General features: G+C 73.7%; 19 protein-coding genes and 2 pseudogenes. 9 read left to right on the top strand and 12 right to left on the bottom strand.

Annotated features, from left to right (window positions below; translation table 11 throughout):
• Positions 1 to 127: 127 nt before the first annotated feature.
• The gene (locus tag ACNF49_RS45840; protein ID WP_482941654.1) at positions 128 to 1,024 is read left to right on the top strand and encodes a cation diffusion facilitator family transporter; all 897 of its coding nucleotides are present in this window, start codon (positions 128 to 130) and stop codon (positions 1,022 to 1,024) included.
• Here ACNF49_RS45840 and ACNF49_RS45835 read toward each other — a convergent pair.
• Both ACNF49_RS45835 and ACNF49_RS45830 read right to left on the bottom strand, forming a co-directional pair.
• On the bottom strand, positions 1,003 to 2,262 hold the full coding sequence (locus ACNF49_RS45835) for a DUF3500 domain-containing protein (protein ID WP_482941653.1): 1,260 nt from the start codon (positions 2,260 to 2,262) through the stop codon (positions 1,003 to 1,005). The two genes, ACNF49_RS45840 and ACNF49_RS45835, sit on opposite strands and share 22 nt — an antisense overlap.
• Before the next feature lie 19 nt (positions 2,263 to 2,281).
• Positions 2,282 to 2,989 carry a FadR/GntR family transcriptional regulator gene (locus ACNF49_RS45830; RefSeq protein WP_357979521.1) on the bottom strand — a complete coding sequence of 236 codons (708 nt, stop codon included), beginning with the start codon at positions 2,987 to 2,989 and terminating at the stop codon, positions 2,282 to 2,284.
• A gap of 66 nt (positions 2,990 to 3,055) precedes the next feature.
• Here ACNF49_RS45830 and ACNF49_RS45825 point away from each other — a divergent pair, with 66 nt between their 5' ends.
• From ACNF49_RS45825 to ACNF49_RS45815, 3 genes and pseudogenes are all read left to right on the top strand, one after another.
• Positions 3,056 to 3,922 carry a fumarylacetoacetate hydrolase family protein gene (locus ACNF49_RS45825; RefSeq protein WP_482941652.1) on the top strand — a complete coding sequence of 289 codons (867 nt, stop codon included), beginning with the start codon at positions 3,056 to 3,058 and terminating at the stop codon, positions 3,920 to 3,922.
• A gap of 37 nt (positions 3,923 to 3,959) precedes the next feature.
• Positions 3,960 to 4,337: pseudogene (locus ACNF49_RS45820) on the top strand (AraC family ligand binding domain-containing protein); the annotation flags it as partial.
• Between the two features lie 158 nt (positions 4,338 to 4,495).
• A pseudogene (locus tag ACNF49_RS45815) lies at positions 4,496 to 4,729 on the top strand (helix-turn-helix domain-containing protein); the annotation flags it as partial.
• An 88-nt stretch (positions 4,730 to 4,817) separates the two neighbouring features.
• Here the strand turns inward: ACNF49_RS45815 and ACNF49_RS45810 are convergent.
• Together ACNF49_RS45810 and ACNF49_RS45805 are read right to left on the bottom strand one after the other, a co-directional pair.
• A complete protein-coding gene (locus ACNF49_RS45810) occupies positions 4,818 to 5,732 on the bottom strand; it encodes an NAD(P)-dependent oxidoreductase (RefSeq protein WP_482941651.1) in 915 nt (304 codons plus the stop codon).
• Positions 5,733 to 5,821: 89 nt separating this feature from the next.
• Entirely contained in the window at positions 5,822 to 6,547 is a 726-nt protein-coding gene (locus tag ACNF49_RS45805; RefSeq protein WP_482941650.1) for an MgtC/SapB family protein, read from the bottom strand.
• Positions 6,548 to 6,673: 126 nt separating this feature from the next.
• Between ACNF49_RS45805 and ACNF49_RS45800 the strand changes: the two genes are divergently transcribed.
• Positions 6,674 to 7,507, top strand: coding sequence for an SDR family oxidoreductase (locus ACNF49_RS45800; protein WP_357979531.1), 834 nt, complete (start codon positions 6,674 to 6,676; stop codon positions 7,505 to 7,507).
• Between the two features lie 195 nt (positions 7,508 to 7,702).
• Entirely contained in the window at positions 7,703 to 8,314 is a 612-nt protein-coding gene (locus ACNF49_RS45795) for a mycothiol transferase (RefSeq protein WP_482941649.1), read from the top strand.
• Between the two features lie 152 nt (positions 8,315 to 8,466).
• Here the strand turns inward: ACNF49_RS45795 and ACNF49_RS45790 are convergent, their stop codons facing one another.
• The 3 genes from ACNF49_RS45790 to ACNF49_RS45780 form a co-directional block, all read right to left on the bottom strand.
• Positions 8,467 to 9,378 (bottom strand): alpha/beta hydrolase family protein, encoded by a 912-nt coding sequence (locus ACNF49_RS45790; protein ID WP_357979535.1) that lies wholly within the window; start codon positions 9,376 to 9,378, stop codon positions 8,467 to 8,469.
• 91 nt (positions 9,379 to 9,469) lie between these two features.
• A complete protein-coding gene (locus ACNF49_RS45785) occupies positions 9,470 to 10,486 on the bottom strand; it encodes a hydroxyacid dehydrogenase (RefSeq protein WP_482941648.1) in 1,017 nt (338 codons plus the stop codon).
• Positions 10,487 to 10,509: 23 nt separating this feature from the next.
• The gene (locus ACNF49_RS45780) at positions 10,510 to 13,494 is read right to left on the bottom strand and encodes a helix-turn-helix transcriptional regulator (protein WP_482941647.1); all 2,985 of its coding nucleotides are present in this window, start codon (positions 13,492 to 13,494) and stop codon (positions 10,510 to 10,512) included.
• A gap of 335 nt (positions 13,495 to 13,829) precedes the next feature.
• Here ACNF49_RS45780 and ACNF49_RS45775 point away from each other — a divergent pair, with 335 nt between their 5' ends.
• Positions 13,830 to 15,305 (top strand): acyl-CoA synthetase, encoded by a 1,476-nt coding sequence (locus ACNF49_RS45775; protein ID WP_482941646.1) that lies wholly within the window; start codon positions 13,830 to 13,832, stop codon positions 15,303 to 15,305.
• 19 nt (positions 15,306 to 15,324) lie between these two features.
• On the opposite strand, the gene ACNF49_RS45770 is transcribed toward ACNF49_RS45775, so the two are convergent.
• The 3 genes from ACNF49_RS45770 to ACNF49_RS45760 all read right to left on the bottom strand — a co-directional run bounded on the left by ACNF49_RS45770 (position 15,325) and on the right by ACNF49_RS45760 (position 18,011).
• Complete coding sequence (locus ACNF49_RS45770) at positions 15,325 to 16,332, bottom strand: endonuclease/exonuclease/phosphatase family protein (protein WP_482941645.1); 1,008 nt, start codon at positions 16,330 to 16,332, stop codon at positions 15,325 to 15,327.
• An 81-nt stretch (positions 16,333 to 16,413) separates the two neighbouring features.
• Entirely contained in the window at positions 16,414 to 17,004 is a 591-nt protein-coding gene (locus ACNF49_RS45765; RefSeq protein ID WP_482941644.1) for an SRPBCC family protein, read from the bottom strand.
• 218 nt (positions 17,005 to 17,222) lie between these two features.
• Complete coding sequence (locus ACNF49_RS45760; protein WP_498703510.1) at positions 17,223 to 18,011, bottom strand: hypothetical protein; 789 nt, start codon at positions 18,009 to 18,011, stop codon at positions 17,223 to 17,225.
• Positions 18,012 to 18,331: 320 nt separating this feature from the next.
• Here ACNF49_RS45760 and ACNF49_RS45755 point away from each other — a divergent pair, with 320 nt between their 5' ends.
• Positions 18,332 to 20,110: an AbeC-like domain-containing protein gene (locus ACNF49_RS45755; protein ID WP_482941642.1), complete on the top strand. Its 1,779-nt coding sequence runs from the start codon at positions 18,332 to 18,334 to the stop codon at positions 20,108 to 20,110.
• A complete protein-coding gene (locus tag ACNF49_RS45750) occupies positions 20,107 to 20,469 on the top strand; it encodes a hypothetical protein (RefSeq protein WP_357979551.1) in 363 nt (120 codons plus the stop codon). Before ACNF49_RS45755 ends, ACNF49_RS45750 begins: the two co-directional genes overlap by 4 nt.
• Positions 20,470 to 20,506: 37 nt before the next feature.
• On the opposite strand, the gene ACNF49_RS45745 is transcribed toward ACNF49_RS45750, so the two are convergent.
• A complete protein-coding gene (locus ACNF49_RS45745; protein WP_482941641.1) occupies positions 20,507 to 21,145 on the bottom strand; it encodes a GOLPH3/VPS74 family protein in 639 nt (212 codons plus the stop codon).
• Entirely contained in the window at positions 21,142 to 22,539 is a 1,398-nt protein-coding gene (locus ACNF49_RS45740; RefSeq protein WP_482941640.1) for an APC family permease, read from the bottom strand. The genes ACNF49_RS45745 and ACNF49_RS45740 overlap by 4 nt, the downstream gene beginning before the upstream one ends.
• Positions 22,540 to 22,672: the final 133 nt, after the last annotated feature.

Here is a 22,672-nt window from a genome sequence, read left to right as displayed (position 1 = left end):
CGGATCAAGGTGTGCCCGCGGGCCCACGGGGCAAAGGCACGCATCCGACAGCTCACCCGCACGGGAGGAACGTGATGACGCGACAGCCTGTACGAGCACCGGTTGCGGCACCGGTTGCGGGGACGGCGTGAGCGGTAAGGGCTCGCAGGAGGCGACCTACGCGGCGCTGGCCGCCAACCTGGGGATCGCCGTCACCAAGTTCGTGGCGTTCTTCTTCACCGGCTCGTCCTCGATGCTCGCCGAGGGCATCCATTCCTTCGCCGACTCGGGCAACCAGGGCTTGCTGCTGCTCGGCCAGTCCCGCGCCAAGCGCGGGCCCACGCCGTCCCATCCCTTCGGTTACGGACGCGAGCGGTACTTCTACGCCTTCCTGGTCTCGGTCGTGCTGTTCTTCGGCGGCGGCCTGTTCGCCCTGTACGAGGGTTACGAGAAGATCAGCCACCCGAAACCCCTGGAGAGCTGGCCGTGGGCGATCGGGGTGCTGGTGGGCGCGATCGTCATGGAGGGCCTGTCCCTGCGCACGGCGGTGCGCAACGCCAACCGGGTCCGCCGCGGCCGGTCGTGGGCGCGCTACATCCGCGAGGCCAAGGCCCCCGAGCTGCCCGTGGTCCTGCTGGAGGACACCGCCGCCCTGCTCGGGCTGGCCTTCGCCCTCATCGGGGTCACGCTCGCGCTGGTCACCGGCGACCCGGTCTACGACGGCATCGGCTCGATCGCCATCGGCGTGCTCCTGATCATCGTGGCCGTCACCCTGGCCACCGAGACCAAGAGCATGATCATCGGTGAGTCGGCGTCGCCGGAGGTCCAGCGGGCCATCGAGGAGGCCCTGCGCGAGGACGACGCCGTCGCCTCCTTCACCCGCCTGCGCACCCTGCACCTGGGCCCGGAGGAACTGCTCGTCGCCGCCCGCGTCACCGTCGCCGACCAGGGGGACGCCGTGGCCGAGGCACTGGCCAAGGCTGAACGACGCATTCGCGAACGCGTCCCGATGTCCACGGTCGTCTACCTCCAGCCCGAGTCCTGACCCGCCCGCCACTGCCGGACCCACGAGCGGCCGTAGTCGTTGCCGTGCGGCGTGCGCAGCACGGTGTGGACGTGGAACGGCTTGGGCGTGTCGTAGTCGAGGAAGACGCCGCGGTGGTGGTCGAGCTCGGCGACGATCACCGGTGACTGCAGCCGGTAGTAGAAGACGTCGCCCGGCCGGTGGCCGCCGATCCAGCAGAACCAGGTCTCGTCGAGGTGCGCGGCGATCTCCCGCAGCCGGGCGGCGCGCGGCCCCGCCGGGAGCAGGCCGACGAACGACTCCGCGACGGCCAGCGCGCGCTCCCGGGCCGCCGTGGGCATGGCGGCGACCCGTACGCCCTCGAACGGGATCACGCGGTTGTCCTGGAACGCCCCGGCCAGATGGCGTTCGTCCCCCGGGTGCACCCGTCCCTCGGGCATCGCCGGGTCGACCATGCGCTCGTAGACGACGGCCTGCCGGCGCTGCTCCTCGGGCAGGGCGGCCATCAGCCGGAGGCCGCGGGCGACCCGGTCGGCGAACAGGTCGCGCAGGCCGGCGTGCGGACCGGCGTCGATCTCGTCGGGCTCGGCGCCGAGGAACACCGGCGACAGCGCCATGCGGCCCTCGACGACCAGGCAGTTGAGCGCGCAGTGGTGGCCGTAGAGCTGCCAGCCCCAGGGGGCCCGCGGGTCGGGCGTGCCGTAGAGGGCGAAGTTGTAGCTGAACTCGTTGAGTATCGTCTCCAGGCCGACGACCTCGCCCAGGAAGCCGTTGACCCGCATCACCGCGCGGACGAGCCGGCCGCCCTCGGGCGAGAGCGAGGCGGCCACCAGCGCCAGCGCCTTCTCCCTGACGGCCGGCGGTCGCAGGTCCAGCCGCAGGCCGGTGTCGAACTGCATGAACTCCGGATTGGCCCAGGTCTGCCAGGCCACGGCGTCGACCTCGTGCGAGAGGCGTTCGCGGCCCTCGTCGTCGAGGCAGGCCAGCAGGGCGCGGGCGGCCGACACCATCGCGGCGACCGGCGCCTCCTCGCCGGGGGCGGCCGGTGTCAGCGGGTACAGGCCGTCCCGCAGGACGCCGTCCTCGGTGACGCCGCGGAAGTCGTTCCCGTACAGCGGGGTCCAGCCCTCGATCAGGCCGCCGGTGAACGTCCCCGGTCTCCTGGCCAGCTCGCGGTAGGCGTAGGGGTCGAGGCCGCGTACGCCGGCCAGCCGCGGGTGGTCGTGCGGGAACAGGTACTGGCGGTACTCGCCGGGCATGAGGGCTCTCCGGTCTGTCTCAGGCGGTGGTGTTGTGCCGGGCGACGGCGTCCCGTACGGCGCTCTCGTCGCCGGCCGCGATCGCCTCGACCAGGTCGGCGTGGATCTGGTGGCGCAGCTCGCGGTAGCCGGCGCCGGCCGCGTCGTCGGGGCGCGGGGACGCGGCGCCCAGATGGCCGAGCGTGCCGATGTAGACGGCCCGGGCCATGGCGTTCGGGCTGATGGCGGCGATGCGCTCGTGCAGGGCCCAGTTGGCGCGCATGAAGGCGTCCCAGCCGGGCGCGGCGCGCAGCCGTCGCAGCAGGCGGCGCAGGTCGGCGACGTCCCGGCGGGTGCGGTGGCGGGCGGCGCCGACGTCGATCAGCTCCTCCAGGTGGTCGCGCAGCTCGACGGCGTCGGCGACCGTGCCCGGCTCCTCGGTGACGCCGAGCAGGGTGTGCCGCAGCCGCACCACCGGGCCGGGGTCGGCGACGAACAGCCCGCCGCCGCGGCCCGGCCGGATCTCCAGCACGCCCCGGTCGCGCAGCAGCCGGACGGCCTCGCTGACCGTCGCGTAACCCAGGCCCGTCTCCGCGCGCAGCGACTCCAGCGTGCCGACCGGCTCCCCGGGACCCAGCCCGCGCGATCTGATCCGGTCGTCGAGCGCGGCGGCCAGCCGCTCGGCCCGCGTACCCGCGCCCTGTCCGAGCGCGGCGGCCGGTTGTCCGGGCGAGGGGTGGTAGGGCATAGTCCGGATCCAATCACAAAACCTGCGGACCCTTAGCAGGTTTTCGCCGCCTTGAGGAGATGAGCGATGAGGATCGTCGGGATCCGCCGGAACGCCGCCGGGGGCGTAGAGGCGGGCGCGTTGTCGGCCGACGGGGCCGAGGTCACCGTGCTCGCCCCGCTGGAGCGGTTCTGGGCGGGCGCGGCCGCGTTCCTGGCCCGCGAGCCGGACGGGGAGCGGGTCCCGGTCGCGTCGGTCACCCTCGTGCCGCCGGTGCTGCCGGAGGCCCGGGTGATCTGCGTCGGGCTGAACTACCTCAGGCACGTCGCCGAGGGCTCCTACGCCGGTGAGGGCGTGCCGCCGCACCCGACGCTGTTCGCCCGCTGGACGCGGTCGCTGACCGTGGGCGGCGTCCCGGTGCCGGTGCCCTCGGGCGAGGACGGCCTGGACTGGGAGGGCGAGGTGGTCGCGTACGTCGGCGCGCCTCTGGTGGACGCGGACCCGGAGGAGGCACTGGCCGCGGTCGCCGGTTACTCGGTCTTCAACGACCTCACCGCGCGCAGGGCGCAGAAGCTCACCAGCCAGTGGATCCTCGGCAAGAACGCCGACCGCTCCGGCCCGCTCGGCCCGCTGGTGCCCGCGTCCGAGGTCGGTGACCTGCGTGCGGGGCTGCGGGTGCGGACCCGGGTGAACGGCGAGGTCGTCCAGGACGGGCGTACCGACGAGATGGTCTACGGCGTCGGCGACACGCTGGCCCTGATCTCGCGCACGTTCACGCTGCGGCCCGGCGACCTGCTGGCCACCGGCACGCCCGCCGGGGTCGGCTACGCGCGCACCCCGCCGTGGCTGCTGCGGCCCGGCGACGTCGTCGAGGTCGAGGCCGAACGCCTCGGCAGCGTGCGCAACCCGATCGTCGGCAACGACGCGCGGGCGCTGACCGCGCCGGAGGGGTGAGGTCTGGCTCGACGGCCGGCACTGGGCCGACACTGGGGTGGTGGAGACACGACCTGTCCGCGGCGGGGCGGGGCGGCCGGGACACCGGTTGCGCTTCGGCCCGCCCGCCGAGGGCATCGAGCGGCTGGCGGCCTCGCTCGTCGGCGAGGCGTTCGCGCCCCACCGCCACGACACGTACGCGATCGGCGTCACGCTCGCCGGCGTGCAGACCTTCCGCTACCGCGGCGAGCTGCGGCGATGCCTGCCGGGGGAGTGGCACGTCCTGCACCCCGACGAGCTGCACGACGGGGCCGCGGGCACCGACGCGGGCTTCGGCTACCGGATCTTCTACGTCGACCCGTACCTGATCCAGGAGGCGCTGGGCGGCCGGGCGCTGCCGTTCGTCGCCGACCCGGTCGTGCGGCCGGAGGGGATGTCGCCGGTGTTGCTCGCCTGGCTGCGGCACCTGGACGAGCCCCTGGAGGAGCTGGCCCGGCTGGAGGTGGCGCTGCTGGTCGCGGCGGCCCTGGAGCGCCACGCCGACGTCCCCGTCCGGCGGCGGCGCGACCCCTCGCGGTCGAGGCGCTGGCACGGGTGCGCGAGCTCATCGCCGCCGACCCCGCGACCCGGCACCCGGTGGCCGAGTTCGAACGCGTCTCGGGGCTCGACCGCTGGACGATCGCCCGCCAGTTCCGCGCCGCCTTCGGCACCAGCCCGACCCGGTTCAGGACGATGCGGCAGCTCGACGTCGCCCGGCGGGCGATGCGCGGCGGCCTGCCGCTGCGGGAGGCCGCGCTGCGCGCTGGCTTCGCCGACCAGAGCCACCTGACCCGCATGTTCAAGCGCGCCTACGGGCTCACCCCCGGCGAATGGACCGCGGCCCTCGCCTTGACGCCCGGCGAATGGACCCCGGCGCTCACCTGACGCCCGGCGCGTCCGCCGCGGCGCTCACCTGGCGGCCGTCGGTCCTGGCCTCGATCGCGCGGACCACGGCCACCATGTCCAGCGTGCCGTGCCCGAGCGCCAGGGTCTCGGCGAACAGCGCGTGGCAGACGTCGATCAGCGGCGAGGCCACGCCCGACGCCCGCGCCGCCCCGGCGATGAGCCGGTTGTTCTTCAGCACGTCGGCGATGGCCGCCTGGGCGGCGAAGTCGCCGTCCAGCAGCTTGCGGACCTTTCCTCGCGACACGTCGCTGGCCATCGGGCCCGAGTCGAGCACCTGGGCGAACCTGTCCAGGTCCAGGCCGTGCCGGGCGGCGAAGTGCGCGGCCTCGGCCAGGCCGCTGACCATGGTGATCAGGAAGATGTTCACCGCCAGCTTCATCAGCAGCCCGCCGGGGACCGGGCCGCACGCGATCGTCCCCGCGCACATCGGCGCGAGCAGGGGGCGTACCTCCTCGACCGCCGCGGGCTCGCCGGCCAGCATCGCCACCAGCCGCCCGGCCTCGGCCGGGCCGCGCGAGCCCGACACGGGCGCCTCGACGTAGTCGCCGCCGGCCGCCCGCAGCGCCGCGCCCAGGTCCGCCGAGTACGCCGGGGACGTCGTGCCCATGTGCACCACGATCCGCCCCGCGACCATGGACGCGAACCGCGGCGTGCCGCGCCCGAGCACCGCGTCCACGGCGGCCTCGTCGGCGAGCATGAGCAGCACGACCCTGGCCTGCGCGAACACCTCGTCCGGGCTCGCCGCCACCCGCGCGCCGGCCGCCCGCAGCGGCTCGCACCCGGCGGCCGTACGGTTCCAGACGACGACCGGCGTGCCCGCCCGCACCAGGTTGAGCGCCATGGGCCGGCCCATGATCCCCAGTCCGATGAATCCCGTTCCGGCCATCCGCCCTCCCGCTCTCCGTGTCCCGCCGCCACCGTTGTAGCGGCAGGGACGGGCTCCGGTCTTGAACGGTTGTGCGGCTCCCGCCGGTGTCAGGGCGTGGTGACGTCGAGGTCGACGCTGGAGACGCCGAGCACGCCGTCGATCTCCAGCAGCTCGGTGATCAGCACCTCGACCGGCCCCGCGCCCTGGACGACGAGCCAGATCGAGATCGACTCCCGGTCCTTGCCCGGGTGGTCGCGTTCCAGGGTGAGCTCGGCGATGACGAAGCCCCTGTCGCTGCACAGCGCCAGCACCCGCCGGAGCGCGCCGTGGCGGTCGAGGTAGGTCATGTGCAGGCGCGACTGGGCGTACTTCGAGCGGGGCAGCCGGGCGCTGAGTGGGGTGAAGGCGAACAGGACCAGGAAGTGGCCGGCGGTGACGGCGACCGCCAGCAGCCACAGTCCGGCCCCGGCGGCCATGCCGACCGCGCAGGTCAGCCAGACCACCGCGGCGGTGGTGAGGCCGCGCACCGCGTCCCGGCGGACGAAGATCAGGCCGCCGCCGATGAACCCGATGCCCGACACGATCTGCGCGGCCACCCGGGAGGGGTCGAGCGTGACGTTGTCGCCCAGGACGTCGGCGAAGCCGTACTTGGACACCAGCATGATCAGCGCGGAGGCGAAGCCGACCAGCGTGTGGGTGCGCAGGCCGGCGCTCTTCTGGCGGACCTCGCGTTCGAGCCCGATGGCGGCCGACAGCAGCAGGGCCAGGCCCAGTTCTCCCAGCTGGGTCCATCCTTGCCCGGCCAGTGCCGCCGTGGCGAACGCCGTCCCCATTTGCCCAGATGTCCCCGGCGTGGGTGGCTCTCACACCTTCCCCGATCGAAGTTAGTTGTATGACTTAGTTTCTGTGCTACGGTTCTTCTTAGTCAGGCAACTAACTAATGACTGAGGAGAACCACCATGTTCGTTGTCACGGGCGCCACCGGGAACGTCGGCCGCACGCTGGTCCGCCTGCTCGCCGAGCAGGGCCACGAGGTGACCGCCGTGTCGCGCCGCATCACCCCGTCCGACGTGCCGTCCGGCGTGCGCGCGGTCGCCGCCGACCTGTCCCGTCCCTCCGCCGACCTGCCGGCCGCGTCGGACGCGGTCTTCCTGCTCATCGGCGGCGACCTGATGATGGCCGGGGACCCGGCCCGCGTGGTGGCCCCGTTCGCCGGGGCCGGCAGGATCGTCCTGCTCTCCTCCCAGGGCGTGGCCACGCGCCCCGACTCCGTCTCGCACGGCAAGTCCTTCGCCGCCTTCGAGCACGCCGTCATGAACTCCGGCGCCGAGTGGACGATCCTGCGTCCGGGCGGCCTGGCCTCCAACGCCTACGCCTGGGCCCCGTCCGTCCGGTCCGGCCGTGAAGTGGCCGCGCCCTTCGGCGACGTCGGCCTGCCGATCGTCGACCCGGAGGACATCTCGGCAGTGGCCGCCGCCGTCCTCACCGAGCCGGGCCACGCTGCCGCGACGTACGAGCTGACCGGTCCCGCCCGCACCACCCCGCGCGAGCGGGCCGCGGCCATCGCCGAGGCGATCGGCGAGCCCGTCACCTTCACCGAGCAGTCCCGCGAGGAGGCCCGCGCCCAGATGCTCACGTTCATGCCGGCCCCCGTCGCCGACACCACCCTCGACATCCTCGGCACCCCCAACGTCCGCGAGCGGACCGTCAGTCCCGACGTCGAGAAGATCCTCGGCCGGGCCCCCGGCACGTTCGCGGGCTGGGCCCGGCGCAACGCCGCCGCCTTCCGCTGACCCCCGGCGACGAACGCGGCACAGCGCGTACGGCGAGGCGGGCGCGGTGGGTGTGGCGCGTTGGGCGCCCTGCGGTGCGGTGGGCGTGGCGCGTACGGCGAGGCGGGCGCGCTGCGGTGGGCGCGGCCTGCGGGAGGGCGTGGCGCGTGGGAAGGGCGCCGGTTTTTGTCGGTGGCGGGTCCTACGGTGGTCTGCATGACCGACAGTGACACCCCCTGGGAGCCGCCCATCGCGGGCAGCGAGGCCGAACACCTGCTCGGGACGCTCGACCGCCTCCGCACGACCTTCCGCTGGAAGGCCGACGGCCTCGACGCCGAGGGGCTGCGGGCCCGCGTCGGCGCCTCCGCGCTCACCCTCGGCGGCCTGCTCAAGCACTTGGCCCTGGTCGAGGACCATCTGTCCACTGTCAGGCTGACCGGCGCCCCGCTCGGCGAGCCGTGGGAGTCGGCCGACTGGAACGGCCCCGACTGGTCGTTCACCTCCGCCGTGCACGACAGCCCCGCCGACCTCTACGCCCTGTGGGACGACGCGGTCGAGCGCTCACGCGCCCGGATCGGCGCGGCGCTGGCCGACGGCGGCCCGGCGCGGCTCGTCCACCTGTCCTGGCCCGACGGCCGCCACGCCAGCCTGCGCCGCCTGCTGTGCGACCTCATCGAGGAGTACGGCCGCCACACCGGCCACGCCGACCTCCTCCGCGAGGCCGTCGACGGCCTGGTGGGCGAGGACCCGCCGGCCGGCTGGAAGCCCCGGGGCGCGGCCGGTCAGGGAGATCCCTCGCCGCACGGCTCCGTCGCGGCCGATCGGTAGGCCCGCACGGTCTGCGCGGGACCGCACGGCTCGCGTGGCTCGCCGCGCGGGGCCACACGGCTCGCGTGGCTCGCGAGGGTGCGCCGGGAAACTGTCGGGAACGCCGGAGGAGCCGGTGACGGCGGGCGTCACCGGCTCCGGGGCTCGGCCCGTCAGGTGATCGGGCAGGTGTCGCGGTACTCCTCGATCGCGGTCCCGCGCGGGGCGGGGCACAGGAACTGGTCGTAGCGGGTGTCGTCGTCGACGAACCGCTTCAGCCAGGCCACCATCGACTTGGCCATCGTGGTGTTGGTGACCTGCGGGAAGAAGTGCGAGGCGCCGTTCAGCTCCAGGTACGCCTTCTCCACCGACGACGGGATCGACTGGTAGAACGGCTCGGAGTGGGTCGCCACCGGCGCGATCGTGTCGGCCTCACCCCCGATGATCATCGTCGGCACCCGGAGGCCCGACCAGCTCTTGGTGAGGTTCCACGGCGCGAGTGGCACCGCCGCCTGGAGCGACGGGCGCGCGTCGGCCGCCTCCAGCGTGCCGCCGCCGCCCATGGAGTGTCCGGCCACCGCGAGCCGGGACGGATCGATCCTGCTCCGCACGGCCGTCGGGCTGCCCGAGGTCAGGTAGTCCAGCGCGGCCAGGAGCTGACGGCCGCGACTGGCCGGCTGGTCGTAGATCGTGGTGGTCTCGATGCCGATCACCACGAACCCGTGCGAGGCGATCCGCGGCCCCAGCCAGGCGAGGCTGGACCAGGTCGCCGTGTAGCCGGGCGAGATGGCGATCGCGCCGAAGGTGCCCTGGCTGGTGTCGGTCGGGTAGTAGACCGTCCCGCCGCCGAAGCCGGAGACGCTCAGCCGCGAGACGCTGAGCTCCGCGGTCGCGAACGGGCCGCGCGCGGCTTCCAGGACCGCGCTCGTCGGGTCGGGGCCGCGCTCGTACGGGCCGGCCGCGTGGGCGGCCGGGGCCGTCGCGACGCCGCCGGCGAGCAGCGTGACGGCCAGGGCGAGCTTGGTGAACGTTCGCGCGCCGAAGTGGGGGGTGGAGAGCTGCACGTCGTCGAACTCCCTGCTCATCGGGGGTGACTGCTGTCTGTCGCCATTGTCGGGACACACTGTCAGCCGTGCATCGGTGAAATCACCGGTCTCGTGCCGCGCGCCGTCCGGCTCAGGCGCTCACGCCTAGGTCGCCGGCGGTCACCGGGGCGCGCGGCGGACGGCCCGACACGTGCCGTTCCAGCTCGTCGAGCGCGCTCTCGCTCAGCCGCCGGGTCTCCGAGCCGAGCGAGCCGGCGACGTGCGGGGTGAGCATGACGTTGGGCAGGTCGTACAGCGGCGAACCGGCCGGCAGCGGCTCGGGGTCGGTGACGTCGAGGATGGCGTCGATCCGGCCGGCCACGCACTCGCGCTCCAGCGCGGCGGTGTCCACGACCGAGCCGCGGGCGGTGTTGATCAAGGTCGCGCCGTCGCGCAGCAGGGCCAGCTCGGCGGCCCCGATGAGGTGACGGGTGGCAGGGAGCGCCGGGACGTGCAGGGTGAGCACGTCGCAGCGGGCCAGCAGCTCGGGCAGCGCCACCAGGCGGGCGCCGGCCGCGCGCACCTCGTCCGCGTCCGCGTACGGGTCGGCGACCAGCACCTCGGCCGGCTCCAGCACGCGCAGCAGGTCCACGACCCGGCGGCCCGTCCGCGAGAAGCCGACGACGCCGACCGTCCTGCCGCGGTTGGACAGCTCGCCGCGGCGGGCCAGGTAGGACCGGTCCTCGCGGTGCAGGCGCGCGTCCTGGGCGAGGAACGGGGCCTTCTTCCCGGCGAAGACGATCGCGGCCAGGGTGAACTCGGCCACCGGGATCGCGTTCTCGGCGGCCGCGGTGGTGACCAGGAGGCCGCGGCGCCAGACCTCGTCCGTGACGAACCCGCGTACCGAGCCCGCGCAGTGGAAGACCGCGCGCAGCCGGGACGCCTCCGCCAGGCGCTCGGCGGTCAGCGGCGGGCAGCCCCACGACGTCACCAGCACGTCGGCCGCGTTCAGCGCGCGCCGTGCCGCGGGCGCGTCCAGATCGGCGGTCGAGACGGGGTCGCCGACCTCGGCCAGCTCGCGCAGCCGCCGTAACTGCGGCTCGTGGAACTGCTCGGCGAAGCTGGCGGGGTCCATGACGAGCAGGGCACGCGGACGTCGTACGTTCACCTGGGTCCTTCCGGCGGCATCGCTCAGGACATGAACCTGACCAGCTCCACCCGTGAGCGGATGCCGAGCTTGCTGAAGATGTTCCTGAGATGGTGCTCGACCGTGCGCCTGCTGAGGAAGAGCTGCTCGGCGACCTCCTTGTTGGTGGCGCCCGCGGCCACCATGCGGGCGATCTGCGCCTGCTGCGCGGTGAGCTGCGACACCGTCGCCTCCGCGGCCGGGCGGACGGGCTCGCCGGAGGCCCGCAGCTCGGCCCTGGCCTGCTCGGTCCACAGCCGCGCGCCGTGCCGTTCGAACGTCTCCAGCGCCGTGTGCAGGTGGTTCCTGGCCGCGCCGGGCCGCCGGTCGCGCCGCAGCGCGCTGCCCAGCAGCAGGTGCGTACGGGCCGACTCGAACGCGCAGACGCCCTGGCCGTGCAGCCGCAGGGCGTCCCGGAACAGCTCCTCGGCCTCGCCCGGACGCACCGACAGCAGCGCCCGGCAGCGCGCGACCAGCGCCCGCAGGTCGGGGCTGCGCGTGCTGCCGACCCAGCGTTCGAGCACCCGCAGGGCGGCCGCGGCCCGCTCGCGGTCGCCGGTGCGGGCGGCCGCCTCGATGTAGTGCGGGGTGGACATGACCCTGATGACGACGTGGTGGTTGCGCCGCTCGGCCCGCAGCCTGCCGGCGGCGTCGGCCACGCGGCCCGCGGCCAGGTCGAGGCAGGCCAGCGCCCAGTTGCCGACCGCGCCGGCCAGGCCCAGCTCGTGGGCGTCGGCCAGCTCGATGGCGGCGTCCGCGCGGATCCTGCACGTCTCCTGGTCGCCCTCCACGGCGGCGCTGATCGCCAGCCAGGCCAGGTGCTGGGCGGCGGTGTTCAGCTGGCCCGTCTCGCGGGCCAGCCGCAGGCCCTTCGCGGCGGTCGCGGCGACGGAGGCGTACCGGCCCATCCAGACGTCGGGGTAGATCGTGAACTCCAGGAGCTGCGGCACCGCCGACGCGGCCCCGCGCAGCCGGGCCTCCTCCACGGCCCGCGCCGACAGCCGGTGGGCCACCGCGTCCTCGCCCAGCAGCATGCCCGCCACGCAGGCCCAGGTGAGCACGGCCGGGTCGCGTACCGACCCGGCCAGCTCCAGCACCCGCCGCAACGGCCCGGCCGCCTCCTGGTGCAGGCCGCTGAAGGTGTGGGCCATGCCCGCCAGGTACTCGAACATGAGCTGCGCCGGCGCCGACTCGTCCGGACGCCGCAGCGCCGCCGCCTGCCGGGCGATCGCGATGAACGCCCGGTTGTCGCCCGCCCGGTAGCTGGCGTCCGCCGCGCGGACCAGCGCCCGCACGCCGAGCAGGCGGTGGCTGTCCAGCAGCCGGCGGGCCGCCGCCAGCAGCTCCTCGCGGGCGCTGCCGGTCTCGCCGCCCAGCAGCTCCAGGCTGCCGCGCAGGAGCTGGACGTGGCCGCGCAGCTCCTCGGGCGCGCCGGGCGACCTGAGCCGGGCCAGCAGGGAACGCGCGGCCAGAGGACGTCCGGACACCCAGGCGTGCCTGGCGGCGGCGGCCAGCCGCTCGGCCTTGACCGCGGGATGAGCGGTCAGCTCGGCGGCGCGCTCCAACGCCAGATAGGGCTCGGGGAACCCGGCACGACGCTCGGAGGCGAGGCACGGCTCGGAGCTCCCGGCGGCCCACCGCACGGCCAGCGCCGCCCGCGCCAGCTCGTCCCCCACCTTCTCCTCACCAGCCCCCGCCCAAGCCCGATGCCAAGCTCCCCGCAACCTCCGCCACCCATCCACCTCCACAAGACCCCCGTCCGGGACGCCCGTTCCCGGGCCGGGCGCCTCCGCGCCGGCGGCGTTCGCGGGCAGGCTCCGGGGCGGGGTGAGCAGGTCGGCGAGGAGGCGGTGGGCACGGCGGCGCTCGGCCAGCGACGCCGCGTGGTAGGTGACCGCCCGCATCGCGGGTTCCAGGAACACGAACGTGTCCCCGTCGACCCGCAGGACGCCCGCCCGTTCGGCCGGTTCGAGCACGGACAACGCGCACGCCGGGGCCGCCGCCCTGGCCAGGGTCGCCACGTCCAGGGCCGGATCGGCGGCGATCAGCAGCGACAGCCACCGCGTACGCGCGGGCAGCCGGGTCAGCACGCCCGTGTGCTCCCGCCACAACCGCCCACCAGGAGGCAGGACGGCGGGCGGCGCCGCGAGCCCGGCCCGCTGGTCGGGGGTGAGCGCGCCGATCAGCTCGCGCAGCGCCAGCGGGTTTCCGCGGGCGATCTGGTCGAGCGCGGCCGACAGGTCCTCGGCGAGTCCGCCGGGCACCAGATCCGCGGCCAGCTCCCGCACCGCCGGCCCGTCAAGCCCGCGCAACTCCCGCGCGGGCACCCCCTCGAACCCCGGCCTCGCCCCGCCGTCGAACCCCTCGGGCTCCCGCTCGCCGTACGGGGCGGGACGGGAGGACGGGGGAGGGGCGGTGTGGGGCGTCGTGCCCGGGGTGAAGGCGGAGATGCTGGTTGGCGGCGGTACGTCGGGGGCCGGGGGTCTGGTGGTGAAGAGCATGGCGATCGGTTCGCAGGACAGGCGGCGGGCCACGAACGAGAGCGCGTCCAGGCTCGCCGCGTCCAGCCGGTCGGCGTCGTCCACGCAGGCCAGTACGGGACGCTCGGCGGCGACCGCCGACAGCAGCCCGAGCACGGCGGCGGGCAGTGCGAGCCCCGTCCCGCAGGTCCCGGACTCCAGGGCCTCGGTCAGCGCGCGGGCCTGGGCGGCCGGCAGCGCCGCGACGGCCGCGGACACCGGCCTCAGCAGGCCGTGCAGCCCCGCGTACGGCATCCGCGACTCCGACTCCACCCCCGACACCCGCAGCACCCGGAACCCGGAGGCCCGCGCGGCCGCCAGGTCGAGCAGGGCCGTCTTGCCCATGCCTGCCGCGCCGGTCAGCAGCAGCGCCCCGCCGGAACCGGTCCGGGCGACGTCGAGCAGCCGCAGCAGGACGTTCTCCTCCGCGCCGCGGCCGCGTAACACGGGAACGCGCGTGACTGGGGACACGCCGTCCAGTGTCACGCGCGGGTGCCGCCGCTGAAAGGGCCCGCCACCGACGGAAACCACCGACCGGCGGCCCCGCCCAAGCCCCCAGCCATCGCACCGACCACTCCCGGACGTGTCACCATCCCTGGGCGTCCGGCCCACCTGCCCCAGCCACCCCACCGACAGTCCCTGGGCGTCCGGCCCGACCACCCCAGCCCGCGGGAGAGGGGATGGGCGGGAGAAAGTGTGGCATTCCGGGGACAGCAAGCGCTTGGTGACCTACCTTGAGTCCTGACCGTCAAGGAGTGCCGATGCGGAATCAGGGGCTTGGGTCATGGCCGGCACGCAGGGCGCGGATGACGCCCGCCCGGCCCGCCGTCGGTTACCCGGGAATCGACCGCACCTACGGCGACCTGTACGACCGGGTCACCCGCCTGGCCCACGGGCTGGCCGGCCTGGACGTGGGCCGCGGCGACCGGATCGCCTATCTCGGGCCCAACCACCCGTCCCTGGTGGAGACGTTCTTCGCCGCGGGGCTGCTGGGCGCGGTGTTCGTCCCGCTCAACGCCCGGCTGGCCCCGCCCGAGCTGCGCTTCCTCCTGGACGACTCCGGTGCCCGCGTAGTCGTCCTCGGCGAGGGCGAGGGCGAGGGCGAGGGCGAGGGCGAGGGCCGGGACGGCGGCGGCCTGCCCGGCCGGCACCTGAGCCAGGACGCCTTCGAGGAGCTGATCGCCGGCGCGCCCGCCGACCCCGTGGACGAGCCGGTGAGCCAGGACGACATCTGCCTGATCATGTACACCTCCGGCACCACCGGCCGCCCCAAGGGCGCGATGCTCACCCACGGCAACCTCATCTGGAACGCCGTGAACCTGCTGGTCGACGTGCCGCTCGCACACGACGAGGTGACGCTGGTCAGCGCGCCGCTGTGCCACATCGCGGCCCTGGCGCAGACACTCGTGCCGACCGTGCTGAAGGGCGGCAGGGCGCTGCTGGAGCCGTCGTTCGGGGTGGACAGGACCTTCGACCTGGTCGAGTCCGAGCGGGTCACGATGATGTTCGGCGTGCCGACGATGTTCGCGGCCCTCGCGCGGTCGCCGCGCTGGGCGGGCGCCGACCTGTCCAGCCTGCGGCACCTGCTGTGCGGCGGAGCGCCGGTGCCCGAACCGCTGATCAGGACGTACCGGGAGCGCGGGCTGCCGTTCCTGCAGGGGTACGGCATGACGGAGACCTCCCCGGGCGCGCTCTTCCTCGGGGCGGGGCACCCGGACGCCGGGCTCGGTTCGGCCGGGGTGCCGTGCTTCTTCTCCGACGTGCGGCTGGTCGCCCCCGACGGCTCGCCCGCCGCCCCCGGCGAGCCCGGCGAGGTGTACGTCCAGGGCCCCAACGTCATGCCCGGCTACTGGCGGCGTCCGAAGGAGACGGCGAAGGTGTTGTCCGCCGACGGCTGGTTCAGGTCGGGCGACATCGGCGTGGCCGACGAGGACGGGTACGTCCGCATCCGCGACCGGATCAGCGACATGTACATCTCCGGCGGCGAGAACGTCTACCCGGCCGAGATCGAGAACGTGCTCCATGCCCATCCGGCGGTGGCCGAGTGCGCGGTGATCGGCGTACCGGACGAGAAGTGGGGGGAGACCGGCAAGGCGCTGGTCGTGCTGCGGCCGGGCGCGAGCGCGGAGCCCGAGGAACTGCTCGCCCACCTGGACGGCCGCCTGGCCCGCTTCAAGATCCCGAGATATCTGGAGCTCGTCCCCGATCTGCCGCGGAACGGCGCCGGCAAGCTGCTCAGGGCGTCCCTCAGAAGGCTGCACGGGCAGCAGCAGGGGCGGTGACCGTGCGGGGAGCGGCGGGTCAGCCGATGGCGGGCAGGCGCAGGTCGGCGAAGACGCCGCGGTGGTCGGTGCCGGGCACGTCGAGGATCTCCGTACGGGCCACGCCCACCCGGCGGTCGGCCAGCACGTGGTCGATCGTGATGATCGGCGGAATCGCCCTGCCGTTGGGCCAGGTCGGGACGAGTCCCTTGCCCACCTGGTCGGCCGCGTCGACGTAACCCCGGGCCAGCAGGTCGCGGAAGGCGCGGTGGTCGAGGGTGGCGTTGAAGTCGCCGGCCAGGATCCTGACCACCGACGGCGAAGGGGACGGCAGCGCCTTGAGCGAGGCGTCCCACTCGTCCGCCATCCGGCCCAGTGGCGGGTTGGGGTGCACGGCCACGACCTCGACCTTGCCGCCCGAGGGCAGGGAGAGCGTGGCGGCCGGCATGTTGTGGCCGATCGGGGTGAACAGCCCCCGCCGCGGCCGCAGCGGGTGCTTGGCGAACAGGCCGCTGCCGATCGCGCCGTCCGCGGCCTGGAGCACCCGGTACGGGAGCAGCTTGCGCAGCCCCGCCTGGTCGAGCCGCCGGACCGCCTCCGGGGTCAGCTCCAGCGCGCTGAACACCTCGATCTCGTACGTGCGCACCAGGCGGACCACGGTCTCGGCGTCGGCCCGTCCGAACAGGTTGACCGACAACACCCGCAGCGGGACGCCATCGATCACTTTGCCCGCCTCCACCCCGGACGTCCTCGGGATCAGGCACGCGATGAACACCATGCCCACGAGCGCCGCGGACAGCCCCGCCGGACGGTTGCGCCTGAGCATCGCCAGCAGCGCGGTCAGCGCGGCCAGCCCAGCGCCGATCGGCGTCACCGTCATGAGCTGGATGAGGAAGGAGCCGGTCTCCAGGCCGCCGACCCGCAGCGCCGCCCAGGCCGCCAGCAGCGCGACCACCGTCCAGGCGAACCAGCGCCTGCGCCGCCGGGGCGAGGGACGCTTGCCGGCGGATGCGCGTTCGGCCGTCGCGCTCGCTCCCCGTTGATCCACAGCATGAACCATAGGGCAGTGGCGGAGGAGCCGGACCGGGGCCGGTCAGCCCGGCTCGACCCAGTGGGTCGGTTCAGTGGCTCACCGCGCCGACTCGGCCCCGGCCTTGACGGCGAGGAGCTGCCTGCGCATCGCGACGAAGTCGCCGACGTCCGTCATCGCGACGTGGGCGGCGCCGCGTACGGTGGGCTCGCCGCGCATCCGGAGCCGGTAGACCAGCCGGGTGCCGCCGCCGGTGTCGCGGAGCGCGATGGAGCAGGTCGTGGTGGCGTCGGCGCCGCGGTCGGCCAGCACGAGGCTGTGCGGGGCCTCGATCCGCTCGACGACGAAGCCGCCGCCGTCCATGACGTCGCCGGGCTTGAGGTCGTGCGGGGGCTGCGCGGGCTCGCCGGCTGCTTCCGTCCGTACATCCGGCCCCGTGCCGGAACGGGTGCCGGGGCCCGGGTAGCCGCCGAGCCGGACCACCCAGGCCCAGACGACCGCCGGCGGCGCGTCCACGGTGACGGCACGGGTGGCCTGGAGCTGGGGGAGCGGCACGACGTCGTCACCCGGCAGGTCACCGTGCACCTCGCTGTCGGTCGCGCCCCAGCGCAGGTGCCAGGGACGCACGGCGAGCAGGTACCCGGCCGCCGCACCCGCGGCCAGCCGGAACAGACGGCGTGGCAGGATCATCGCAGCACTCCTTCGTGTCACTGACGAGACGTGTCGCTGGACGGAACGTGTCACCGACGGTGCATGTCACCGGCGGTGCGTGTCACCGGTGTTGTCGTCACCGGAGCCCCTGCCGGGACGTGCCGCCGGAGCCCCTGACGGGACGTGTCGTCTGCGGACCTCTCGTTGATCGGCGCTCGGAATTACGGTGCTTATGCCTGAATTATGGGCCAATATGGCTAGATCTGGTCAGCTTTCCATATTGTCAGGCCATATGTCTCCGCTATCGGCCGCCACGCCTGCGCGAATTGTGCCTTGGCCGTCTGTGCGGCCTCCGATCTGCTGAGACCGCGCCGGTAATCGCGGTCGTCCGAGACCGGGCCGGTGCAGCCGCCCGCCAGATGGCGCCGCGCCCAGGACAGGAAGGCGGTGTCGGCGTCGTAGGAGGCGTCGAGCGCGGTGATGAGCGTCTGCTTCAGCGCCGCGCCCTCGGGCAGGGCCGTCACCTCCAGCGTCCGGGCGGCGGCGAGCTGGTCGCGGCGGCTCGCGGTGATGTCCTCGATCGTGGTCACGCCGGTTCGGCGGCAGCCGGTCGCGTCCGCGATCGCCGCCGACAGGCTGGAACGGGTGGAGCTGCTGCTGGACAGCAGCTCGTCCACCTGCCCGGCCTGCCCGGCCGCGCCTGCCGTGGGGTCCGCGCTCGGCGTCGGGTCGGCGCTGGCGGCCGGGTCGTCCGCGGGGGTGGCGTCCCCGGTCGGCGGGTCTTCCGTCGCCTCGTCCGATGCCTGAGGCTGGACGGCCGACGGTGTGCCGCCCGAGCTGCCGCCCGCCTCCGCCGGGGCGGACGGGCGGCTCCCGGCCACCCACCAGACCAGCACCGTCGTCGCGCACGCCGCCGCCACGCTGACCAGCACCACCGGCCGCCGCCACCCCGGCGGACGCAACCGCGAGGGCGGCGGCGGATGCTCGCCCCCCAGCGGCCCCCGCGAAAGGTCGGCGAACGCCCCCTCCCCGGCCGAGCGCGCCACCGGCGGAACACCGCCGGCACCCACGCTGTGGGGTGCGGGGGGCGAGGTGGCGGGGGGTGAGGGGGTGGGGAGGAGGGCACCGCAGCGGGGGCACTGTGTGAGGGCGCCGGTGTCGCTGCCGCATCGCCCGCACCGCCCCCCGGCGCCTGAATGGTGGACCAATACGCCCTCCCGTAATGCTCCGTAAAGGGAAGAATTTCGATTTATCGGGCTTTTGTCCCGAGCTTCACTTCTGGTGAACGAGACTATTTGATAACAACGAGCCCCCCAAAGCACTCGCCCCTCATAAGCTCGGCCGGGTTCACCGACGAAGGAGGGTCATGGCCGTCGACAGCTCCGGCGCCACCGGCTCGACGCGGGACACCGCGGCCCACCCGGGCGTGCCCCGCATGAGCAACGTCACCCGCTACCTCAGCGCCGCCGCCTACCTCGACAGCGGGTTCCGCGACCGGGTGCTGGGCGAGCTGATGTTCGACCCCTACCGCGCGGTCCCCCCGTCCTACGGCGGCTTCGACCTCATCCCGGTGATCCACCACTGCCGGCGCTCGCGCTCGATGCTCGTCGTCCGCGACGCGCTCATCACCGTGTTCTTCCTGGTCGGGTTCGTGATCTCGCCGTTGACCACGATCGCGTGGGTGGCGACGCTCGTCCCGCTGGTGCTGCTCACCTCGGGGCGGCTCCGGGGCGGCTCGTTCGTGCTGCGGGCCATGCTCTGGGCCTGGTCCGCTGGCATGGCCCTGCTCCTGCTGCTCGCCGGGTTCTCCACCGCGCTGTCCGTGCTGCTGCTGCAGAGCTTCTCCAGCTCCTCGTTCTACGACGACGGCCCCTCCTACGGCCTCGCCGACGTCCTGACCCAGGGGCTCGGCACGCTGGCGCTGGCGATGTCCGTGCCCTTCACCACGCTCGGGGTGGCGCTGGTCTACCGGATCGCGACGTACATGACCCTGGCGGGCACGCTGCGGCCGGGCGCGCCCGAGCCGGTCACCGGCGCGACCGGCCCCCGCACCGCCCATCGCGTCGACTACGTGCGCAGCGCCCAGTGGGGCAACATCACCATGTACGCCAACGAAGACGCCTTCATGGGCGCCGGATCCATCGCCAGGAGCTGGTCGATCGCCGTGGAGCTCGACCGCGTGCGCGGCCGCGAGGGCCCGCCGCGCCGCCAGGACGACCCGGTCGACATCGACCCCGTCGAGCTGCACGCCTTCGTCCGCGAGCGGCTGAAGGACATGCGCGACCGCGTGCTGCGTCCCAACGAGGGCATCCAGCGGCTCGACATCGGCGACCACGTCGTCGCCAGGGGGATCTTCACCGTGGCCGACTGGCACCAGGGCGGCGCACCGGTGTCCCATCCGCTGATCGGCAAGAACGGCCTGCCCAGGTCCCACGCCACGCCCGAGGAGATCGAGGCCGTCGTCCGCCATCCGCAGGGCGGCGTGCGCTACTACCAGCGCGTCACGATCAACAACGCCGGGCAGGAGATCCGCGACCGCAACGGCCGGCTCGTCGCGCCCGCCGAGGACCAGGAGGCGCTGACCTCCGCGTTCATCTACCTGGCCGTCGAGGGCCGGATGCTCTACACCCAGTTCGTGGTCACCGTGCTCCCGCCCGCCTACGGCCCTTACCACGTGGTCGACCGGCTGCCCACGATGACCGGCGGCCGCATCGCCTGGGAGGCGGTCAGGTCGTTGAAGCTGCGGCTGCTGCGCGACGTGCTGGCCGCGCCCGCGCGGCTGGCCCGTACGGGGGTGCAGGCCGTCCGGCAGAACATGCTGGCGCCCGACCCGCGCAAGCACATCGTCTACCCCTACGGCGCCCGCTTCAGCGTCCGGGAGCTGGGCGCGAGCGACGACCTGCAGACCCACATCCAGGTGCTCGACGTCTCCAAGTACGTGCGGATGATCGAGCAGCGGCTCACCGAGGCGGTCCTCGACTTCCTGGAGGACAAAGGCGTGGAGACCGGCGCCTACCGGTTGCAGGCGGCGAGCGTGACCATGAACACGCTGTCGGTCAGCGGCGGCGCCACGGTCAACGGCCCGGTCGCCTTCGGGCACCAGGCCGCGGCGACGGTCAACAACCTGGGAGGGCAGGGCGCGTGACGAACGAGGAGACCCCCATGCCGGGCTCGTACGGCGTGCACATCAGCGGCGGCGAGGTGAGCGGCCCGATCGCGGTGGGCCCGCACTCCCGCGCCACGGTCAACAACCTGGGCGGCGCGGCCCCCGGCGAGGCGGCCCGGCTGCTCGACCGGCTCGAACGCCTGCTCGCCGAGCACGAGGCGCACGTGACCGAGCCCGCGCGGGCCCGCCGGGACGTCGCCGACGTGCGGCAGGAGATCGAGCAGGCCGACCCCGACCGCTCCCGCGTCATCGACGCGCTCAAGCGGCTGTCGGCCCGCGCGGCCGAGGTGTCGGTGATCGTGGAGGTCGTCGGCCAGATCCGCGAGCTGTTCGGCTGACCCCGGCGGCCCCGCCCGGAGAGCGGGCCGGGCCGGGTCAGCGGAAGACCGCGACCGCGGCCTCGCCGAGCATGTCGTCGATCAGCTGCACGACCTCCCTGACGACGGGGGAGTGCTCGCCCGCGATCTCCCGGAGGCGTTCGACGAGCCGGGCCGAGGGCTGGTCGAGGTAGAGCTCGGCCTCCAGCCGCAGCGCCCCCACCAGCCCGCACAGCGCCGCGCCGCGCCCGTCGGGCTGCTTCCAGCCCTCCACGGCCGAGCGCACCCCGGCCGAGGCGCGCACCACCGAGGCGATGTCGGCGAGCTGGTAACGCGTGTACGGCAACATGCCCATGCGCCGCCTGGTCACCATGACCAGCACGCCCGCGGTGACCAGGCTCTGCCGGGTGCGGTCGTAGGCGTCCTCGGCCAGCTTCTTGATCCAGAACCTGGCCTCCCCCTCGGCCCGGTCGCGGGCCATCAGCGGGACGAGGGAGTCCACGACCACGTCACCGACCGGGGTGGGGTCGGTGACGGTGATCCGGCCCTGCCCGACCGTGACGCGCCCGCTCAGCGCCAGGTCGAGCAGCACCGCCCCGGCCAGCCCGAGCGCCATCGAGTGCTGGTGCACCAGGGGCTTGCCGGACTGGTCGTGGCCGATGAGGAACAACTCGTGGTGGAGCGGTGGCCGCGTCACGGTGACCGGATCTCGGTCAGGCCGGCCTTCTCGTCGCCGTCCAGCACCGGGCGGCGGCCGCGGGCGTACAGGATGCCGAGGACGACGACGCCGACGGCGAGCCAGATCAGGCCCACCCGCTGGGCCAGGATGTTGGCGTTGACGATCACGAAGATCAGGATCGCCATGCCGATCAGCGGCGCCACCAGGTGCGACCAGAAGTCGGACGAGCGTTGCCTGACCCGGTAATGGACGATCACCGACACGTGCAGCACGACGAACGCGATCAGGCCGCCCATATTGACCAGGCTGCTCAGCAGGCCGACGCCCTCCTTGAGCTGCGAGGCCCACACGCCGATGCCGACGGACAGGGCCGAGACGAGCAGGATGGCGTTGGCCGGGACCGAGTGCTTGATCGACACCTTGGCGAGGAAGGCCGGCAGTTGCCGGTCGCGGGCCATGGCGTACAGCAGGCGGGACACGGCGACCTGGGCGACCAGCGTGTCGGCGAAGCCCCAGGAGATGGCGGTGGCCGTCGAGGTGACGTGCCGCAGCCACTCGCCGCCCGCCGAGGCGGCGGCGTCGTAGAAGGCGGTCTCCGAGCCGGTGTTCAGCAGGCCCGCCGGGTCGGGCACCACCAGCGCCGCCACCCAGACCTGGGCGATGAACAGCAGCCCGGCCAGGATCAGCGCCAGCCGCATGGCCCGGGCCACCTGGGCCGACCCGCCCGCGGACTCCTCGACGAGCATGCTGATGCCGTCGAAGCCGAGGAAGGACAGCACCGCGACGGAGACCGCGGCGAAGATCACCGGCCAGGAGAAGGTGTCGGGGTTGAACAGCGGTGAGAGGCTGAACCCGTGGCCCCTGCCCTGGAGCAGGGCCCAGATCCCGATCAGCACGAACAGGCCGAGCACGATCAGCTCGCAGGTGATCAGCACCTTGGTGAGGGTGATCGTCATTCGGATGCCGCGCAGGTTGACCACCGTGTTGACGGCCACGAAGATGAGCAGCCACCCCCAGACCGGCACCCCCGGCACGCTGTTGTTCATGGCGATCGAGGCGACCAGGTAGAGCAGGCTCGGCACGAGCAGGTAGTCGAGCAGGATCGCCCACCCGGTCATGAAGCCGACCGACGGGGCGATGCCGCGGCCCGCGTAGTTGTAGACCGACCCCGACAGCGGGAAGGCCTTGACCATCTGCGCGTAGGAGGCCGCGGTGAACAACATCGCGACCATGCCCACCAGGTACGCCAGGACGGGCATGCCGCCCGAGGCCTTGAAGACCGGGCCGAAGATCGCGAACGGCGCGATCGGCACCATGAAGATCAGGCCGTAGAACACGAGGTCGGTCAGTCCGACCCCGCGGCGTAATTCCTGACGGTAGCCGAACTGCTCGATGCTCTCCTGAGGTTGCACGACAGCCTCTCCATGTCGTCCATGCGGGGGGTGACGGGCCTCGGTATACGCATGGGGTTACGGATACCGGTGGGGCTCGATCTGGCGATCCTTCCGTAGCCCACGGTCACGTCGCAAGAGGCTGCTCCAGGTG

The sequence above is a fragment of the Actinomadura sp. ATCC 39365 genome (assembly GCF_054392275.1).
The sequence above is the reverse complement of the archived record's forward strand: the minus strand, read 5'-3'. Positions and strand labels throughout refer to the sequence as shown.

Excerpts from the sequence above, each read along its gene's own strand:
- ACNF49_RS45755 (WP_482941642.1), top strand. The coding sequence starts at position 18,332 with ATGGCCGTCGACAGCTCCGGCGCCACCGGCTCGACGCGGGACACCGCG.
- ACNF49_RS45775 (WP_482941646.1), top strand. The coding sequence starts at position 13,830 with ATGACGCCCGCCCGGCCCGCCGTCGGTTACCCGGGAATCGACCGCACC.
- ACNF49_RS45830 (WP_357979521.1), bottom strand. The coding sequence starts at position 2,989 with ATGCCCTACCACCCCTCGCCCGGACAACCGGCCGCCGCGCTCGGACAG.
- ACNF49_RS45795 (WP_482941649.1), top strand. The coding sequence starts at position 7,703 with ATGACCGACAGTGACACCCCCTGGGAGCCGCCCATCGCGGGCAGCGAG.
- ACNF49_RS45790 (WP_357979535.1), bottom strand. The coding sequence starts at position 9,378 with ATGAGCAGGGAGTTCGACGACGTGCAGCTCTCCACCCCCCACTTCGGC.
- ACNF49_RS45825 (WP_482941652.1), top strand. The coding sequence starts at position 3,056 with ATGAGGATCGTCGGGATCCGCCGGAACGCCGCCGGGGGCGTAGAGGCG.
- ACNF49_RS45765 (WP_482941644.1), bottom strand. The coding sequence starts at position 17,004 with ATGATCCTGCCACGCCGTCTGTTCCGGCTGGCCGCGGGTGCGGCGGCC.
- ACNF49_RS45800 (WP_357979531.1), top strand. The coding sequence starts at position 6,674 with ATGTTCGTTGTCACGGGCGCCACCGGGAACGTCGGCCGCACGCTGGTC.
- ACNF49_RS45805 (WP_482941650.1), bottom strand. The coding sequence starts at position 6,547 with ATGGGGACGGCGTTCGCCACGGCGGCACTGGCCGGGCAAGGATGGACC.
- ACNF49_RS45835 (WP_482941653.1), bottom strand. The coding sequence starts at position 2,262 with ATGCCCGGCGAGTACCGCCAGTACCTGTTCCCGCACGACCACCCGCGG.
- ACNF49_RS45810 (WP_482941651.1), bottom strand. The coding sequence starts at position 5,732 with ATGGCCGGAACGGGATTCATCGGACTGGGGATCATGGGCCGGCCCATG.